Below are 16,019 nucleotides of genomic sequence, written 5' to 3'. Positions count from 1 at the left end.
TGACATACGGCGAACCGCATATAAACGTTTAGCATACGCGCGTCAATTGACCATGCGAGTGTTGCGCTGACCTGCATGTGTGATAGACATGAACTTCGCAATAATCGACTTCGAATCTTCATGGAAAGAGGAACCGTTGGAGCAGAATATGGAGCCAGGCCTGTGCGATCCGCAAAATCTGATCAAGGACCTCAATCCGCAACAGATGGAAGCGGTGAAGTACTACGGCCAGGCCCTGCTCATCGGCGCCGGCGCCGGGTCCGGCAAGACCCGCGTACTCACCAGACGCATCGCATGGCTGCTGGCACACGGTTTTTGGGCGAGCAGCATTCTCGCCATCACCTTCACCAACAAGGCCGCAGCGGAAATGCGTGAACGCCTTACAGCCCTCGTAGGGCCCGAAGCCGAACATATGTGGATCTCCACCTTCCATTCCGCATGCGTGCGTATCCTCCGACGCGACGGCAAGGAAATCGGTCTTACCCCAGGATTCTCCATTTACGACACGGCTGATTGCGAACGTTTGATTAAGCTCATCAGCGGCGATCTGAACATCGATACGAAGCGGTATACGCCGCGCATGCTGCTCGGCAAAATCTCCGACTGCAAGAACTCATTGACTTCATGGCAAGACCAGTTGAAAAGCGTGAACTGCGACTACAAGCCAGGCCAGCGCGGATATCAGGTCTCAGCCGGCGACGTCGACGAGCTGGTCGCCGTGGTGTATGCGGAATACCAGCATCGTCTGGACATGGCGAATGCCGTGGATTTTGACGATCTGATCATGCGCACTGTCGAATTGTTCCAGCATTGCCCACAAGTAAGCGAATACTACCGGCATAAGTTCCGTTATATTTTCGTGGACGAGTATCAGGACACCAACCATGCGCAATATGTGCTCGTACGCGAGCTTTCCGGCATTGACTCGGGAGAAGAGCCCGATCAACATATGCGTGGCGCGGGCCGTGTCGGACCATCTTGGATTACGGTGGTAGGCGATTCCGACCAGTCGATTTACGCGTTCCGAGGTGCGGACATTCGCAATATTCAGGATTTCGAGCAAGATTTCCCTAACGCGAAAACCATCATGCTCGAACAGAATTATCGTTCGACACAGACCATTCTCGACGCCGCCAATGCGGTGATTGCAAGAAATGAAAATCGCAAGCCGAAAAAACTGTGGACGGCACTTGGCGAAGGCGACAAGATCGTCGGATACGCGGCCGACAACGCACAACAGGAAGCAGGATGGATCGCCAACGAAATCGCGCAAATCCACGAAGAGGAAGGCGTTGCATACCGCGACATCGCCATCATGTACCGTGCCAACGCGCAATCACGTTCGCTTGAAGAGGCCATGATCAACGCCAATCTTCCATATCAGCTGGTCGGTGGCACCAAATTCTACGAGCGTAGGGAAATCAAGGATGCGCTCGCATATCTGCAGGCCATTGTGAATCCCGCGGACAATGTGAACGTCCGCCGTATTCTCAACGTGCCGAAGCGTGGATTGGGCGTTCGTGCCGAAGGCCTCATTGCCTCGTATGCGGATGCTCACGACACTACGTTCTTTGGTGCGATTGAGCATATGGAGCAGATTGAAGGCATGTCCGCGCGTACGTCGAAGCCGTTGGGTGTGTTCCGCGACATGATGCATGGGCTTGCGGATTTCGCGAAGGAACATGATACGAAACCATCCGAAGTGGTTGCCGAAGTGCTTTCCAAGAGTGGGATTTTGGAGGAGTTGCAGCGTTCCGAGGACCCGCAGGACGCTTCCCGCGTCGACAATCTTTCCCAGCTGCAGTCGGTGGCTGCGGAATTCGAGCAGAACATGCCTGATGCCACGTTGGCGGGATTCTTGGAAACCACGGCTTTGGTGGCCGATTCCGACCAGTTGCCGGGGGAGAACGAGGACTCCGGCAAAGTGACGATGATGACCCTGCACACGGCTAAGGGTCTGGAATATCCGTACGTGTTCCTGACCGGCATGGAGCAGGGAACATTCCCGCACCAGCGGGCCATGGAGGATACCAGCGAGCTTGCAGAGGAGCGTCGCCTTGCCTATGTGGGAATCACCCGCGCGAAGCGTCGCCTGTATGTGACGCGTGCGGCCGTGCGCGCGCAATGGGGGCAAGCCAACGATATGATGCCCAGCCAGTTCCTTGACGAGATTCCCGACGAGCTGATTGATTGGAAAAGACGTGAGGCCGGAGTCGAACGCATGCGTGCCAGCTGGCGGAATGATGACGACGAGTTCGGCGGCTGGGACGATGACGACGATTTCGGATCAGTGACGTTCGGTGGTTCCTCATATGGAAAGACGAGTTACGGTGGTTCCCCATATGGTTCCAGCACGTATGGATCGCGGTCCTCGTACGGGTCGTCTTCGTACGGGTCGTCTTCGTATGGGTCGGGGCGTGCGCAATACGGTGGCTCGTCCACGCGCGGCGCATCATCCTCACACGGCTCCAGCTCGCGGCGTTCGTATGCAGGATCGGGATCGAGCTCCTCATACGGTTCTTCATACGGCTCATACGGCTCCGGCAAGTCCAGCGGAAAATCCGGCAAGGTCACTACTAGGCGTGTCAAGCCGAAAACCAAACCCGTGGATCTGACTAAATCCTCACAGGCAAGCCAAACCGACAATCGGAGCGGCCTGAGCATCTCGGACGTGCATGTCGGAGACAGGATCACGCATGACCATTTCGGCATGGGCACGGTCATCGAAACACAGGACAAAGGCGCGAATTCGGTCATTACCGTTGATTTCGGCAACGGTGAGGTCAAACGTCTGCTGCTGCGTATTGCACCCATTGAAATGCTGTGATGAAGCCGGAAAGCGGACGGAGCCTTTCCTCATAGCACGAAGTTGAAGAAAAAACAAGGCTTTCTTTTTCAAAAGGACCCTGCGATAATCGGCGATGTTGTCTTTTTTGAGAGGAAGATCATGAATAAGAAACTGTATGCCGGTATTTCGCAGATTCTGCTTGGTGCTTTGGTGGCCGTCGCGCCACAGACCTTCGCCCACGTGTGCGCGGTCAAAGAAATGCCGATGGCATGCCATTACACGGCTCAGGCTGCGCTCGGCATCGGCATTGTGATTGCGGTGCTTGGCATCGTAGGGCTGTTCGTTTCCGATCAGACCCGCGCTGGTCTTGACATTGCCAATGCCGTGCTTGGTGTGCTGACCATCACTGTGCCGACCGTGCTTATCGGCGTGTGCAAGGGCGCCATGATGCACTGCCATATGGTCACCTTGCCGACGTTGATCGTGCTTGGCGTGCTGTTGACCGTGCTCGCGGTAATCGCTGCGTATCTTGATCTCAAGCCGGCAAAGCGCGCCTGATCCTACGATGGCGAATCACATCACCCTCGCCGGTTTGCCGCTGGTCAACCTCAAGCGCAAACCGTTCCGCACGGCAGCGCTTGCCATCGTCGTCACCATGCTTACCGTGGCCTTTTATGGAGGTTCGCTGCTGTCCATGAACCTCGAAGCTGGTTTGAACAGCATGCAGGAACGTATGGGCGCCGATCTTATGGTCACGCCGCAAAACACCAAAAACGAGGCCGAGGCGTTGCTGACCAATGGATCAGCAAGCACGTTCTACTTCACCAAAGACATCGTCGATGCAGTGGCGAAAGCCGACGGCATCGACGAAATCACGGAACAAACCTATATCTCATCGCTGGCCGCCGCATGCTGCGACGAAAAAGTGCAGATCATCGGATTCAATCCCGATACCGACTTCGTGATCACCCCTTGGATCGCATCGCAGTTCGACGGCACGCTCCAGCGCGGTCAGATCGTTGCCGGAGCCAGCATCAGCGTGTCGGGCGATAACACGGTCAAACTGTACGGTCACGAATTCCCAGTGGCGGCGCAACTTGCCAACACGGGTACGTCACTCGACAATTCCGTATTCGTGAACATGCAGACCGTTCCCGACGTGGTCGGCTATTCCGCCAAGGTGGGTCATGCCGTCATTCCGGAAGAATACGCCGACAAAGCCGTTTCCGCGGTGCTCATCAAGGTCAAAGACGGTTATTCCGCTCAGCAGGTCGCTTCGAACATCACCAAAACGACCGGAATCAAAAGCCTCGGATACGTGTATCCGGGCGGTATTACGGCTACCACGAAATCCAATCTGAACGTGATTATTCGCTACGTGACCCTTTTCGTCGCGGTGTTCTGGATTATGGGTCTGATTGTGCTGCTTGCGGTGTTCTCGTCCGCCATGAACGAACGTAAGCGTGAATTCGCCGCGTATCGCATTCTTGGCGCTAATCGTTCCACTTTGGTCGGCATCATTGTGAAGGAATCGGCCATGATTGGAGCTTTGGGCGGAGTCGTTGGCATTGCGGTCGCATCGCTTGCGATTTTCCCGTTCAGCACGCTTATCGGACAGCAGTTGCAGTTGCCGTATCTGCAAACCAACATATGGAATGTGTTGGCATTGATCGCAGTGAGTTTCGTGTTCGCAGTGCTTACCGGACTACTCGCCTCCGCGGCGACGGCGGTGAAACTCTCCGCTCCCGAAACCTATCTGACTTTGAGAGAAGGTGAATGATGACGGAAAACACGGTTCTCGAAGTAAAAGAGCTCACTCGCGAGTTCACACGTCGCGGCAAACCGTTCGCGGCTGTGGATCATGTCGATTTCACCTTAAATCAAGGCGAATTTGTAGCGATCGTCGGACGTTCCGGTAATGGTAAAAGCACGTTGCTGAATCTTATAACCGGTCTGCTCAAACCCACGTCCGGATCCATCGATTTGGACGGTAACGACGTGACGCGGCTGAATGACAGGCAAATGTCGATCGTGCGCAATCGCACCATCGGTTTCGTCACGCAAAGCCAGACGCTGCTGCAGAATCTTACGGCACTTGACAATGTGATTCTTCCTTCCGTACTGCAGAACGGCAAAACAGAGCAGTGCGATACCCAGATGCTTGCAGATCCTCACTATTTACGAGCGACGGAAGAGAACGCTTCTGATTCGTCTTCCGAGCAGACGGTCGATGACGGACTCCCGGATGTCATTGCGGCAGTTCCGGCGGCAAAAGCGCAAAACAATCTCGTTCAGGATCATGCCGTGGAACGTGCGCACGCGTTGTTGCGCCGGCTACAGGTCGATGACTTGGCGGAATGCTATCCGAAAGAACTTTCCGGTGGCGAAATGAGACGTGTCAGCATAGCACGAGCTTTGATGAACGGTCCGAAATTACTGATTGCCGATGAGCCCACCGGCGATTTGGACGCCGAAAGCACCGCTATCGTTATGAGGCTACTGCAGGAAGTCGCCAAAGACGGTACGGCCGTACTCATGGTTACCCATGATCCGGACGCACTCGCATATGTGGATCGAACTTACCGCATGGACAGGGGCGTACTGGTTGAAGCATAGCGTTGAAATGGCGGTGTGACATGCCGAAGAGGGTGGAACGGCAATCTCGTCCCGCCCTCATGTGTATTATTAACGATTGGTGTGCGCCCGCAAGGGAACATGCCGTCTGGAGTCTTAGCCCATCAGTGGGTCGGCGGCCGATACGAGCTGTACTACGGCACGTGTTCAAGCCGTTCGTGTTCTGCACGAAGAAGCACTGGAGAGGCTGGCTCAGCGCATATCGGGAAACCGGTTTGCGTTCCGTTCAGACAACGACAGAACAAACAAAGGATTAAACCAATGACGAACGTTCAGCGTTCTCGCCGCCAGGTGCGTCTTTCCCGCGCCCTCGGCATCGCACTGACCCCTAAGGCTCAGCGCATTTTCGAAAAGCGTCCGTATGCTCCGGGTGAGCACGGTCGCACCCGCCGTCGCACTGAGTCCGATTACGCAGTGCGTCTGCGCGAAAAGCAGCGTCTTCGCGCTCAGTATGGCATCTCCGAGAAGCAGCTTCGCGCCGCTTACGAGAAGGGCACCCACACCGCCGGCCAGACCGGTAACGCCATGCTGACCGACCTCGAGACCCGTCTTGACGCTCTGGTTCTGCGTGCAGGCTTCGCCCGCACCACCGCCCAGGCCCGTCAGTTCGTGGTCCACCGCCACATCCTCGTTGACGGCAACATCGTCGACCGCCCGTCCTACCGCGTCAAGCCTGGCCAGACCATTCAGGTCAAGGCCAAGAGCCAGACCATGGTTCCGTTCCAGACCGCTGCCGAAGGCGTGCACCGCGATGTGCTGCCGGCGGTTCCGGGCTACCTGGACGTCAACCTGCCTTCTCTGAAGGCCACCCTGACTCGCAAGCCTGAAGCCGAGGAGATCCCGGTGCAGGTCAACATCCAGTACGTGGTCGAATTCTACGCCCGCTGATCTGGATCTACATACTGTAAGAACATACAGTATAAGGACATACAGCAAGAGCCTCGCAATCCTGACGATTGCGAGGCTCTTCGCTATCTAGTGAACGTAACTGTCAACACCTAGTCGATGATGCCGCCTACAATGCCACTGACAATCGTCATGACAAGAGAGCCGAGTACAGACCATACGAATCCGTCAATAGTGACGCCCACAGAGAAGAACGACAGCGCCAACCATGATGCGAGCTGCATGAACAGCCAGTTGATCACCAATGCGACCAATCCGAACGAAACGATCGACAACGGCAATGCGATGATATGGATGATCGGCTTGATGGAAGCGTTGATCAGCGCCATGAACAAAGCGAACGCAGCAATGCCAAGCACAGGAGGCTCTCCGATGGCATGCATGCCGGGGAGAACCGCGACCATAACGCCTGCCGCGACGGTAAGAATTAGCCAACGAGAAATAAAACGACCCATAACAACATCGTATAGCACGAATTTGCTCAAACCGTGAGGGTAACATGGAGCCTATGTTGCTTCATCTTCATCTCGTCCGACATGGGCAGACGTTTTTCAACCGATATAACAGGCTGCAGGGTTGGTCGAATTCTCCATTGACGAAATCCGGCATCGCCGACGCAGACAAAGCCGCAAACAAATTGAAGGATTTCGATTTTGCCGCGGCATATTGTTCCGACACCACGCGTGCGCAGATGACTGCCCAGCGTATTCTCGATGTGAACGAGGCATCTGGCCACGTTCGCCCTCAATTGATGAGCGACATGCATTTCCGTGAACAGTTCTACGGCTATTTCGAAGGGCAGGATATGGGCGTGGCGTGGACCGCCGCTGGAGGCCCTCACGGTGCGAAGAACTACAATGACATCGTTGAAAAGTACGGCCTTGGTGCGACGCGTGACTTCCTTAAAGAGGCTGATCCGTTCCACGACGCCGAATCCGATGCCGAGTATTGGGCGAGGGTCGAAGATGGTTTTGCTTTGATCGCCTCCAATCCCATGCTGAAGGACGGCAATGATGTGCTGCAGATTTCCCACGGCAATACGCTGCTGAGCCTTATGCACCGTTTTGCTCCGGAAGGATACGATTTGAGTGAACGTCCGGCCAATGGATCGGTGACCGTTCTTGACTTCGACACGACGAAACCCATCGAAGAAGCGGTAAGCGTCGTTTCATACAACCAGTGAACATAACTTGCCTTAGGTCGGGGCTTTTTACTACTGTTATGCGGGTATTGTGTTCGCGGGCAACCGTGGGACTGAAAAGAGGTTCAAGATGGGTGTTGGAGAAATAGCCGGTCTGATTGCGGCAATCGCTTTTGCGATTCTTGCCGGTTTCATGATCTACCCGTTGATTCGTCTCGGTAAGCTGTTCGACCAGATCGCCGAGACCGTCAAAGATACGGGGGATCATGCGATTCCTGCGCTTGACGAAAGTGTGACCACCGTCCAACAAGTCAACAAATCGTTGGAAGACGTCAACAAAATCTCCGCCGCGGCTTCCACGACGGCCAATAATGTCGGTGCGCTGACCGATCTGTATGGATCGTTCCTCGGCAAGCCGGTCATCAAGGTCGCTTCTGCGGTATATGCCCTGAAAACCACTGTGCAGTCCTTCGTGAACAAGAAGAACATCAACAGTGCAGCAAGCAACAAGGGGGAGTGATGTTCAAGCGTCTCTTCTGGATTTCCATCGGTGTGGGCATTGGTGCTGTGGCCGTGACCAAGGCACAGGCATACGTCAAGGCCAACACTCCTGACGCGGCCCGGCAGTTCCTCTTTGGGCCAGACCAAGATCATGTGGCCGTACGTACCCTTGAAGCCTTGTTCAATGAGTTCGACGAAGCACGACGAGCCCGCGAAACTGAACTTAACACCAAATATGCGAGCAAGATCAGCTGATTCTTCAGCGTGATACAAGTTCAGACAACAATCACGAATTCTTTGGAAGGCATTAGGCCTTCCAGCAAAAAAGGAGCTCAATCTCAAATGCGCACTTCTGAAATCGCGAAGCGCTATCTTGATTATTTCGAAAAGCACGGTCATCTTATCGTGCCTTCGGCGTCGCTGATCTCTCCGAACCCGACCACCCTGTTCACCATTGCAGGCATGGTCCCGTTCATTCCTTACCTCATGGGCGAGCAGACTCCGCCGAAGAGCCGCATGGCTTCCAATCAGAAGTGCGTGCGTACTTTGGATATCGACGAGGTCGGCAAAACCACCCGCCACGGTACCTTCTTCCAGATGCTGGGCAATTTCTCCTTTGGCGATTATTTCAAGGAAGAAGCCATCCACTATGCGTATGAGCTGCTGACCACCCCGCAAGACAAGGGCGGTTACGGTTTCGATCCGGAGAAACTGTGGATGACCACCTTCACCGACGATGAGGAAGCCCGCTCGATGTGGAAGAACGAGGGTGTTGACCCCGAACACATCCAGATCATGGGCATGGAAGACAACTTCTGGACGACCGGTGGCCCTGGCCCCGGCGGCCCGTGCTCCGAAATCTACGTGGACCGTGGACCGGAATACGGTGTGGAAGGCGGCCCGATCGCCGACGAGAACCGCTACATTGAAATTTGGGATCTCGTGTTCGAAAACTACGAGGTCGATAATGTCAAGTCCAAGACTGACCTGCATATCGTGGGCGAACTTGAGAACAAGAACATCGATACCGGCGCTGGTCTGGAACGTCTTGCCTATCTGATGCAGGGCAAGCAGAACATTTATGAGACCGACGAGGTCTTCCCGGTCATCGAAGCAGCCCAGAAGCTGTCTGGCCGTACGTATGGCGATGACGAAGCCATGGACGTGCGTTTCCGCATCGTGGCCGACCACGTGCGCTCCGCCTTGATGATCATGTCTGACGGCGTGCGCCCATCCAACAACGGTCGTGGCTATGTGCTGCGCCGACTGCTGCGCCGTACCGTCAAGGCCATGCGCGAACTCGGTGTGACCGGTCCGGTCATGCCGACCCTGCTGCCGACTTCCAAGGCGGCTATGGAGCCGAGCTATCCGGAACTCAATAACACTTTCCACGATGTGTCCGAGGCGGCTTACGGTGAGGAAGATGCTTTCCGCCGCACGTTGGAATCCGGTACCGAAATCTTTGATCTCGCTGTGGCAAAGGCCAAGGAATCCGGATCCGACGCCGTTTCCGGCGAAGATGCGTTCAAGCTGCACGACACCTATGGCTTCCCGATCGAGATCACCCTCGAAATGGCCGCAGATCAGGGCGTCAAGGTCGATGAGGCCAAGTTCCGCGAGCTTATGGCCGAGCAGAAGAGCCGCGCACGTGCCGATGCTCTTAAGAAGCGCCACAACGTGGATCTTTCCGTCTACGACGATTTCAAGAAGACGCTGGTTCAGCCCATCGACTTCCTCGGTTACACCGACATGTCCGCGCGCGCCAAGGTGCTGGGCATCATGCAGGAAGGCAAGGGCTCCGTTCCCGCAGTCACCGGTCCGGCCAATGTCGAAGTCATTCTCGACCGTACCCCGTTCTACGCGCAGGCCGGTGGCCAGCTCGCCGATCAGGGTGAGATTCTCTCCGATGATGGTGCTGTGCTCGAGGTCGACGACGTGCAGAAGCCGATCAAGGATCTCATCGTGCACCAGTGCCGTCTGACCGAAGGCACGCTGGTTGTCGGTGCCGAGGTCAACGCCAACATCGATCTTGATCGCCGTGGTGCCATCGCCCGCTCGCATACCGCCACCCACATGGTGCACAAGGCGCTGCGTGAAGAGCTTGGCCCTCAGGCCACTCAGCGCGGTTCCGAAGATGCGCCGAACCGTCTGCGCTTCGACTTCCAGTGGTCCAGCGCTCCGAGCAAGGATGCGATGAACTCCGTGGAAGCTCGTGTCAACGAGAAGCTGCGCGAAAACCTCGCCGTCACCACTCAGGAAATGAAGTTCGATGATGCCATCGCCCTGGGTGCCATGCATCTGTTCGGAGAGAAGTATGGCGACGTCGTGCGTGTGGTTTCCATTGGCGAAGACGGCTGGAGCCGTGAGCTCTGCGGCGGTACCCACGTTGATCATGTAGGTAAGATCGGCGCGGTCAACATCATGTCCGAAGCTTCCATCGGTTCCGGAGTGCGCCGTGTCGATGCGGTCGTGGGCGAAAGCGCTTACGAGTTCAACGCTCGCGAGCATGCGTTGGTATCACAGCTTTCCGACATGGTTAACGCCCGTCCGGATGAGCTGGCAGACCGCGTGAACGCGTTGCTCGCCAAGCTCAAGGAATCCGATCGTCGTCTTGCAGCTATGTATGAATCCCAGCTTTCGGCTTCCGTTCCGGCTCTGGTTGCTGAGGCCAAGACTTCTCAGGCTCCGGTCAAGGTGGCCGCGAAGAACGTCGAGCATTTCGGTTCCTTCGACGCGCTACGCAAGACCGTGCTTGACGTCCGTGGCCAGCTCGGTGAGGAAACCCCGGTCGTGGTGGCCCTCGCCGGCGTGAATGAGGAAGGCAAGCCTATGGTTGCCGTGGCCACCAATGAGGCCGCACGCAAGCAGGGTATCAAGGCGGGAGATCTCGTTCGAGGCGCATCCAAGATTCTCGGCGGCGGTGGCGGCGGCAAGCCGGACTTCGCTCAGGGTGGCGGCGCGGACGCCACCAAGATTGACGAGGCTCTCGAAGCTTTGGCCCACCAGGCCATGAAGGGCTGAGCCACCAAGCATGGTTTGGCTTGGCATTGATTTGGGTGATGCTAGGGTCGGACTCGCACTGTCTGACCCCGGCATCACCCTCGCACACCCTGCAGGCAACATTCAAGTCTACGGGGATTCATTTCGCGCATTGGATGAGGTCGTTGACGTCATCGAAGACGAATCAGTCGACCATGTGGTAGTCGGGTTGCCGTTGCTGCTAAGCGGAGAAGAAGGCAGAAGCGCGAAGAAGGCACGTCGGTGGACTGTTAACCTTGAGAGAAGACTGCGCGCCGCGGTGGAGGATGATGAATACTCGTTGACGCAAGTTCCAACCATCGAATTGGTTGACGAGCGACTGACCACGGTGACTGCGCATCATCAGCTGTTCGATGCGCAAATCGGTGGACGTGAGCATCGTCCGATGGTCGATCAACAGTCAGCGGTGGTGATACTGCAGACAGCAATCGACAGAAGAGAGAGGCAAGAGGAGAGAGACCTGTGACCGATAATCTCGATGATTTTTTCTCCGATAACGCGCAATGGGTGGATTCGTCGGATAGCACATCCTTCAACTCGGCAATGCCTCCGCAGCCGCCGAAATCGCGTAGAGACATGCGTCGTCGCAGAAAACAAAAGCGTCGTCGTCTGTACCTCACGATTATTGCCTCACTTGTGGTAGTTGTTCTGATCGGTGTCGGCGTATTCTTCGGAGTACGTGCATTGAAACATTGGAAGGCCGCGAACGAAGCGAATTCGCAGAGCCAAATCGAGGATTACACGGGATCAGGCGATAAGGAAGTGACCTTTACCGTAGAATCCGGCCAAGGCCCCGCCGAAATCGCTGAGAACCTTGTCAAAGCGAAGATCGTCAAGTCCGCTGCCGCGTTTACTTCTGCGGTAAGCGGGGCCTCGGCCACGTTGTATCCGGGATCGTACGCTTTGAAGACGCATATGAAGGCATCCGACGTGGTCAAGATTTTGTCTGACCAAAGCAAGGCCGGAGGCTTCGCCGAAGTCAAGGCCGGTGAGCGCGTGTCTGATGTCATCGCGAATGCGGCACAGGCATCGGGCATAGATGTTTCGGAATTCCAAGCCATCATAGATGGTGGGGGATCGGGAATCCTTCCTGAAGAAGCCGGTGGCAAATTCGAAGGCTGGCTTGAGCCTGGCGCCTACAATGCGCAGAACAAGTCCGCTAAGGATATTATCAAGAGCATGGTCGATGCGCGCATCGCCAAGTTGGATGATTTGGGTGTGCCAACCGGCAGCGAACGTGAAAGCATTTTGATCATCGCGTCCATTGCTGAATCTGAAGTGGGCAGTGACAGATACTACGGGCAGGTCGCAAGGGTTATTCTCAACCGTATCGACAGTGACATGGCACTCGGTATGGACACGACTGTCGCCTATGGTCTAGGCATTTCCGCGAGCCGTCTTACCGATGACCAGCTGAACGATGACAGCAATCCGTACAATACCCGCATTCACAAGGGGCTGACGCCTACGCCAATCAGCAATCCGGGAGACGACGCCATCAAGGCATCCATCAATCCTCCGGAAGGCAAGTGGATGTATTTCGTCACCACCAATCTGCAAACCGGCGAAACAAAATTCGTTGAAACGGAAGACGAGTTCTGGAAGATTCGCGACGAGTATAAGAACAACAACGAAAACGCGAACTGATCAGAACATAACGCCAACTGCAATGCCTATCGCCCCGGTCGCCACAATCGCCGGGGCGAATGGCGTTCTACCGGCGTAAGAAGTATGCTTTTGCGGATCAAAACGTGTCCATAGGGCAATCCAGCACAAGCCGACCACGCCGACGGCAAGCCACCAAGACACTACGGCGAACAGACCGAACATGCCGACGGCCAAACCCATAAGCAACGTGGTCGTGACGTCGCCAAATCCCAACGATCCGGGTTTCACTAAAGCAAGAGCGCATTGCAGCGCCGCCGACAGCGCGGCGAAGAGCAGTGCCTGCAGCGCCAAGAATAGTGCGTTGGCATAGAGCGCGTATATGAGGTTTACGATAATCTGCACTACGCATCCTGCGGCGACCCATGTGCGCGGGATGCGACGTGAACGGATGTCTTCAACGCTGACGGCTAGTCCACAGAGCAGACTCGGCAGGCAAATCATGTACCACATACCGTTAAGATAGTCCACTAGTTGCATTCGGAAGAAAAGGAGTTGGCATGTTGCGCTGGCAGACAGCAGGTGAATCGCACGGCGAGGCGCTTGTCGCCATGATCGAGGGGCTGCCTGCGGGCGTCCACGTCACTACGGAGGATATTGTCGGCGCGTTGGCGCGTCGTCGTCTTGGATATGGCCGTGGCGCACGTATGAAGTTCGAGCAGGACAAGGTTCGTATGCTTACCGGCGTGCGTTTCGGTGAGACCATCGGCTCTCCGGTGGCCATTGAGATCGCCAACACCGAGTGGCCGAAGTGGACCGAAGTGATGAGCGCCGATCCGCTTGATCATGAGATTGCTCGTGAGGGGCGCAATGCCCCGCTGTCCCGCCCGCGCCCGGGGCATGCTGACCTGACTGGCATGCGCAAATACGGTTTTGATGACGCTCGTCCGGTGCTGGAACGTTCTTCCGCACGCGAGACGGCTTCTCGTGTGGCGCTGGGCGAGGTTGCCAAGCAGTTCCTGGAGCAGACATTCGGCATCCGCACCGTTTCACATGTGCTCTCCATCGGCGGCGCGGGCATTACCGATCCGCAGCAGGCCACGCTTCCTAAGCCGGAGGACCTTGAAGCATTGGATGCCTCTCCGGTGCGTACGCTTGACAAGGAAGCGGAAAAGCAGATGATCGCCCGCATCGATGAGGCGAAAGAGAACGCTGACACGTTGGGCGGTGTGATTGAGGTCGTGGTGTACGGCGTTCCTGCGGGCGTCGGTACCTATGTCGAGTCGGATCGCCGTCTTGATGCGGCTTTGGCAAGCGCCTTGATGGGCATTCAGGCCATCAAGGGTGTGGAAATCGGTGACGGTTTCCTTGAAGCCATGCGTCCTGGTTCTCAGGCCCATGATGAGATGGTGGTGGGCGAGGACGGTCGTATCTCCCGTCTGAGCAACCGTGCCGGTGGTATCGAGGGTGGCATGTCGAACGGCCAGCCGATCGTGGTGCGTGCGGCCATGAAGCCAATTCCGTCCATTCCGAAGGCGTTGCGAACCGTTGATGTGACCACAGGCGAACCGGCGCAGGCCATCAACCAACGTTCCGACAGCACCGCGGTTCCGGCGGCCGCGGTTGTGGCCGAGGCAATGGTGCGTCTGACCATCGCGCAGTATGTGCTTGAGAAGTTCGGCGGCGACTGCGTTGCCGAGACTAAGCGTAATGCCGAACAGTACATTGCCTCCTGGCCTGAGCATATGAGGTGATTCGTTTCATGGCTGGTATGCGCAGGCCTGTCGCCGTGATCATCGGCATGATGGGCGCGGGCAAAACACGTGTCGGCAAGGAAGTGGCGCGGATGATGAATCTGCCGTTTGCCGATGCCGATAATGAGATCGAACATGATGTGGGAATGCGAATCCCCGAATATTTCGAAAAGTACGGCGAGCCGGAATTTCGTGAGCTGGAAAGCGATGTTGTGCTTGACATGCTTGAGGATTTCGATGGCATCTTTTCCTTGGGCGGGGGCGCGCCGATGACACCTTCCATCCAGGAGGGATTGGCGAGATACGTTGCGTCTGGTGGCAAGGTCGTGTATTTGATGGCTGATCCGGAAGAGGCCATGGAGCGCGCGAATCGTGGTGGAGGTCGTCCGATGCTCAACGGCGATGCCAATATGCGTTGGAAGAAACTTTATAAGGAACGTGACCCGGTGTTCAGGTGCGTGGCGAACGTGCATGTGGGCACACGCGGCCAGTCTCCGCAGGCGGCAGCGAGAAAGCTGATGGAAATGATTGATCAACGTATAGTACATGTCACCGGTTCCACCATCGAACCGTACGATGTTCGTATCGGCGAGGGTGTGATGGGACAGCTTCCACAGGTTTTGGGCAGCAAGCCCGTCAAGGTGGCGCTTATCCACACACAGCCGGTGCAGCGTCATTCGGATCGTGCGCGCACGCTGCTTCGGCAGGCGGGCTATGATGCGTACGACATTATCATTCCCGATGCGGAGGCTGGAAAGACCATCGAGGTAGCCAACGGTATTTGGCAGCGTTTGGGCGATGAGGGTTTCACCCGTTCCGATGCGATCGTCGGCCTTGGCGGTGGAGCGGCAACCGATTTGGCTGGTTTTGTGGCAGCCACATGGATGCGTGGCATTCGCTATGTGAACTGCCCGACATCGCTGCTTGCCATGGTTGACGCTTCGACCGGTGGCAAAACTGGCATCAATACGCCGCAGGGAAAGAATCTGGTCGGTTCGTTCTACACTCCGGCAGGAGTGCTCGCCGACCTAAAGTCGCTCACATCGTTGCCGAACGACATTTTCATCGAGGGCTTGGGTGAGGTCGTCAAGTCCGGTTTCATCATGGATCCGGAAATTCTGCAGATTCTTGAGGATTATGCCGATGAACTGCGTGCCTTCGACGGGTCGACGTTCCTGGATTCCGATTTGAAGGATGTGGTCGCAGAGCTGATCGAACATACCGTGAGCGTGAAGGCCTACCATGTGTCCGCCGATCTTAAGGAGGCGGGACTGCGCGAATTCCTGAACTATGGGCATACTCTCGGCCATGCCATCGAAAAGCTTGAGCATTTCCGTTGGCGTCATGGCAATGCGGTGGCGGTCGGATGCGTGTATGCGGCTGAACTGTCGCATCTTCTGGGATACATCGATCAGGATCTTGTGGACTACCATCGTTCGCTGCTGGGCTCGCTGGGCTTGCCCACGTCTTGGAACAACGGTACGTGGGACGATGTGCTCGCTTTAATGCATCGAGACAAGAAGGCCCGCGGCAACAAACTTCGTTTTGTGGTGCTTGACAGGATTGGGCATCCGATTCATCTTGAGGATCCACCCGCGGATGCCGTCGAAGAGGCGTTCCGCCGCATTCAGCAGTAATAACAGGGGAGTTT

15 protein-coding genes are annotated in these 16,019 nt (G+C 56.2%); 13 read left to right on the top strand and 2 right to left on the bottom strand.

What is annotated here, in order from left to right; all coding sequences use genetic code 11:
• The first annotated feature begins 148 nt into the window (after positions 1 to 148).
• From CE153_RS07850 to rpsD, 5 genes are all read left to right on the top strand, one after another.
• Entirely contained in the window at positions 149 to 2,827 is a 2,679-nt protein-coding gene (locus tag CE153_RS07850) for an ATP-dependent helicase (RefSeq protein WP_180753457.1), read from the top strand.
• Between the two features lie 120 nt (positions 2,828 to 2,947).
• Positions 2,948 to 3,346, top strand: a complete 399-nt coding sequence (locus CE153_RS07845) for a DUF4418 family protein (RefSeq protein ID WP_099595792.1) — start codon at positions 2,948 to 2,950, stop codon at positions 3,344 to 3,346.
• Positions 3,347 to 3,353: 7 nt separating this feature from the next.
• Complete coding sequence (locus CE153_RS07840; protein ID WP_099595791.1) at positions 3,354 to 4,568, top strand: ABC transporter permease; 1,215 nt, start codon at positions 3,354 to 3,356, stop codon at positions 4,566 to 4,568.
• Positions 4,565 to 5,404, top strand: coding sequence for an ABC transporter ATP-binding protein (locus tag CE153_RS07835; protein WP_099595790.1), 840 nt, complete (start codon positions 4,565 to 4,567; stop codon positions 5,402 to 5,404). The genes CE153_RS07840 and CE153_RS07835 overlap by 4 nt, the downstream gene beginning before the upstream one ends.
• Before the next feature lie 279 nt (positions 5,405 to 5,683).
• Positions 5,684 to 6,310, top strand: coding sequence for a 30S ribosomal protein S4 (rpsD, locus tag CE153_RS07830; protein ID WP_099570659.1), 627 nt, complete (start codon positions 5,684 to 5,686; stop codon positions 6,308 to 6,310).
• Between the two features lie 110 nt (positions 6,311 to 6,420).
• Here the strand turns inward: rpsD and CE153_RS07825 are convergent, their stop codons facing one another.
• Positions 6,421 to 6,783, bottom strand: a complete 363-nt coding sequence (locus tag CE153_RS07825) for a phage holin family protein (protein WP_099595789.1) — start codon at positions 6,781 to 6,783, stop codon at positions 6,421 to 6,423.
• Between the two features lie 53 nt (positions 6,784 to 6,836).
• Between CE153_RS07825 and CE153_RS07820 the strand changes: the two genes are divergently transcribed.
• The 6 genes from CE153_RS07820 to mltG all read left to right on the top strand — a co-directional run bounded on the left by CE153_RS07820 (position 6,837) and on the right by mltG (position 12,656).
• Positions 6,837 to 7,511: a histidine phosphatase family protein gene (locus CE153_RS07820; RefSeq protein WP_099595788.1), complete on the top strand. Its 675-nt coding sequence runs from the start codon at positions 6,837 to 6,839 to the stop codon at positions 7,509 to 7,511.
• An 88-nt stretch (positions 7,512 to 7,599) separates the two neighbouring features.
• A complete protein-coding gene (locus CE153_RS07815; RefSeq protein ID WP_099595787.1) occupies positions 7,600 to 7,989 on the top strand; it encodes a DUF948 domain-containing protein in 390 nt (129 codons plus the stop codon).
• Entirely contained in the window at positions 7,989 to 8,225 is a 237-nt protein-coding gene (locus CE153_RS07810) for a hypothetical protein (protein WP_099595786.1), read from the top strand. Before CE153_RS07815 ends, CE153_RS07810 begins: the two co-directional genes overlap by 1 nt.
• 87 nt (positions 8,226 to 8,312) lie before the next feature.
• The gene (gene alaS / locus CE153_RS07805) at positions 8,313 to 10,991 is read left to right on the top strand and encodes an alanine--tRNA ligase (RefSeq protein WP_099595785.1); all 2,679 of its coding nucleotides are present in this window, start codon (positions 8,313 to 8,315) and stop codon (positions 10,989 to 10,991) included.
• Positions 10,992 to 11,001: 10 nt separating this feature from the next.
• Positions 11,002 to 11,475 (top strand): Holliday junction resolvase RuvX, encoded by a 474-nt coding sequence (gene ruvX, locus CE153_RS07800; protein ID WP_099595784.1) that lies wholly within the window; start codon positions 11,002 to 11,004, stop codon positions 11,473 to 11,475.
• The gene (gene mltG, locus CE153_RS07795) at positions 11,472 to 12,656 is read left to right on the top strand and encodes an endolytic transglycosylase MltG (protein WP_099570653.1); all 1,185 of its coding nucleotides are present in this window, start codon (positions 11,472 to 11,474) and stop codon (positions 12,654 to 12,656) included. The genes ruvX and mltG overlap by 4 nt, the downstream gene beginning before the upstream one ends.
• Here mltG and CE153_RS07790 read toward each other — a convergent pair whose 3' ends face one another.
• Positions 12,657 to 13,127, bottom strand: a complete 471-nt coding sequence (locus CE153_RS07790; RefSeq protein ID WP_180753453.1) for a prepilin peptidase — start codon at positions 13,125 to 13,127, stop codon at positions 12,657 to 12,659.
• 47 nt (positions 13,128 to 13,174) lie between these two features.
• Between CE153_RS07790 and aroC the strand changes: the two genes are divergently transcribed.
• Complete coding sequence (gene aroC / locus CE153_RS07785) at positions 13,175 to 14,368, top strand: chorismate synthase (protein ID WP_099595783.1); 1,194 nt, start codon at positions 13,175 to 13,177, stop codon at positions 14,366 to 14,368.
• Between the two features lie 17 nt (positions 14,369 to 14,385).
• Positions 14,386 to 16,005, top strand: coding sequence for a bifunctional shikimate kinase/3-dehydroquinate synthase (locus CE153_RS07780; RefSeq protein WP_099595799.1), 1,620 nt, complete (start codon positions 14,386 to 14,388; stop codon positions 16,003 to 16,005).
• Positions 16,006 to 16,019 lie beyond the last annotated feature (14 nt).

The organism is Bifidobacterium sp. N4G05 (assembly GCF_002742445.1).
In the GTDB taxonomy this organism is placed as follows: Bacteria; Actinomycetota; Actinomycetes; order Actinomycetales; family Bifidobacteriaceae; genus Bifidobacterium; species Bifidobacterium hominis.
This window is presented reverse-complemented; position numbering and strand designations above follow the sequence as displayed.

What these genes read in the sequence shown, in the direction of transcription:
- CE153_RS07850 (WP_180753457.1), top strand. Translation starts at nt 149, where the DNA reads ATGGAGCCAGGCCTGTGCGATCCGCAAAATCTGATCAAGGACCTCAAT.
- CE153_RS07845 (WP_099595792.1), top strand. Translation starts at nt 2,948, where the DNA reads ATGAATAAGAAACTGTATGCCGGTATTTCGCAGATTCTGCTTGGTGCT.
- CE153_RS07840 (WP_099595791.1), top strand. Translation starts at nt 3,354, where the DNA reads ATGGCGAATCACATCACCCTCGCCGGTTTGCCGCTGGTCAACCTCAAG.
- CE153_RS07835 (WP_099595790.1), top strand. Translation starts at nt 4,565, where the DNA reads ATGATGACGGAAAACACGGTTCTCGAAGTAAAAGAGCTCACTCGCGAG.
- rpsD (WP_099570659.1), top strand. Translation starts at nt 5,684, where the DNA reads ATGACGAACGTTCAGCGTTCTCGCCGCCAGGTGCGTCTTTCCCGCGCC.
- CE153_RS07825 (WP_099595789.1), bottom strand. Translation starts at nt 6,783, where the DNA reads ATGGGTCGTTTTATTTCTCGTTGGCTAATTCTTACCGTCGCGGCAGGC.
- CE153_RS07820 (WP_099595788.1), top strand. Translation starts at nt 6,837, where the DNA reads ATGTTGCTTCATCTTCATCTCGTCCGACATGGGCAGACGTTTTTCAAC.
- CE153_RS07815 (WP_099595787.1), top strand. Translation starts at nt 7,600, where the DNA reads ATGGGTGTTGGAGAAATAGCCGGTCTGATTGCGGCAATCGCTTTTGCG.
- CE153_RS07810 (WP_099595786.1), top strand. Translation starts at nt 7,989, where the DNA reads ATGTTCAAGCGTCTCTTCTGGATTTCCATCGGTGTGGGCATTGGTGCT.
- alaS (WP_099595785.1), top strand. Translation starts at nt 8,313, where the DNA reads ATGCGCACTTCTGAAATCGCGAAGCGCTATCTTGATTATTTCGAAAAG.
- ruvX (WP_099595784.1), top strand. Translation starts at nt 11,002, where the DNA reads ATGGTTTGGCTTGGCATTGATTTGGGTGATGCTAGGGTCGGACTCGCA.
- CE153_RS07790 (WP_180753453.1), bottom strand. Translation starts at nt 13,127, where the DNA reads ATGTGGTACATGATTTGCCTGCCGAGTCTGCTCTGTGGACTAGCCGTC.
- aroC (WP_099595783.1), top strand. Translation starts at nt 13,175, where the DNA reads ATGTTGCGCTGGCAGACAGCAGGTGAATCGCACGGCGAGGCGCTTGTC.
- CE153_RS07780 (WP_099595799.1), top strand. Translation starts at nt 14,386, where the DNA reads ATGCGCAGGCCTGTCGCCGTGATCATCGGCATGATGGGCGCGGGCAAA.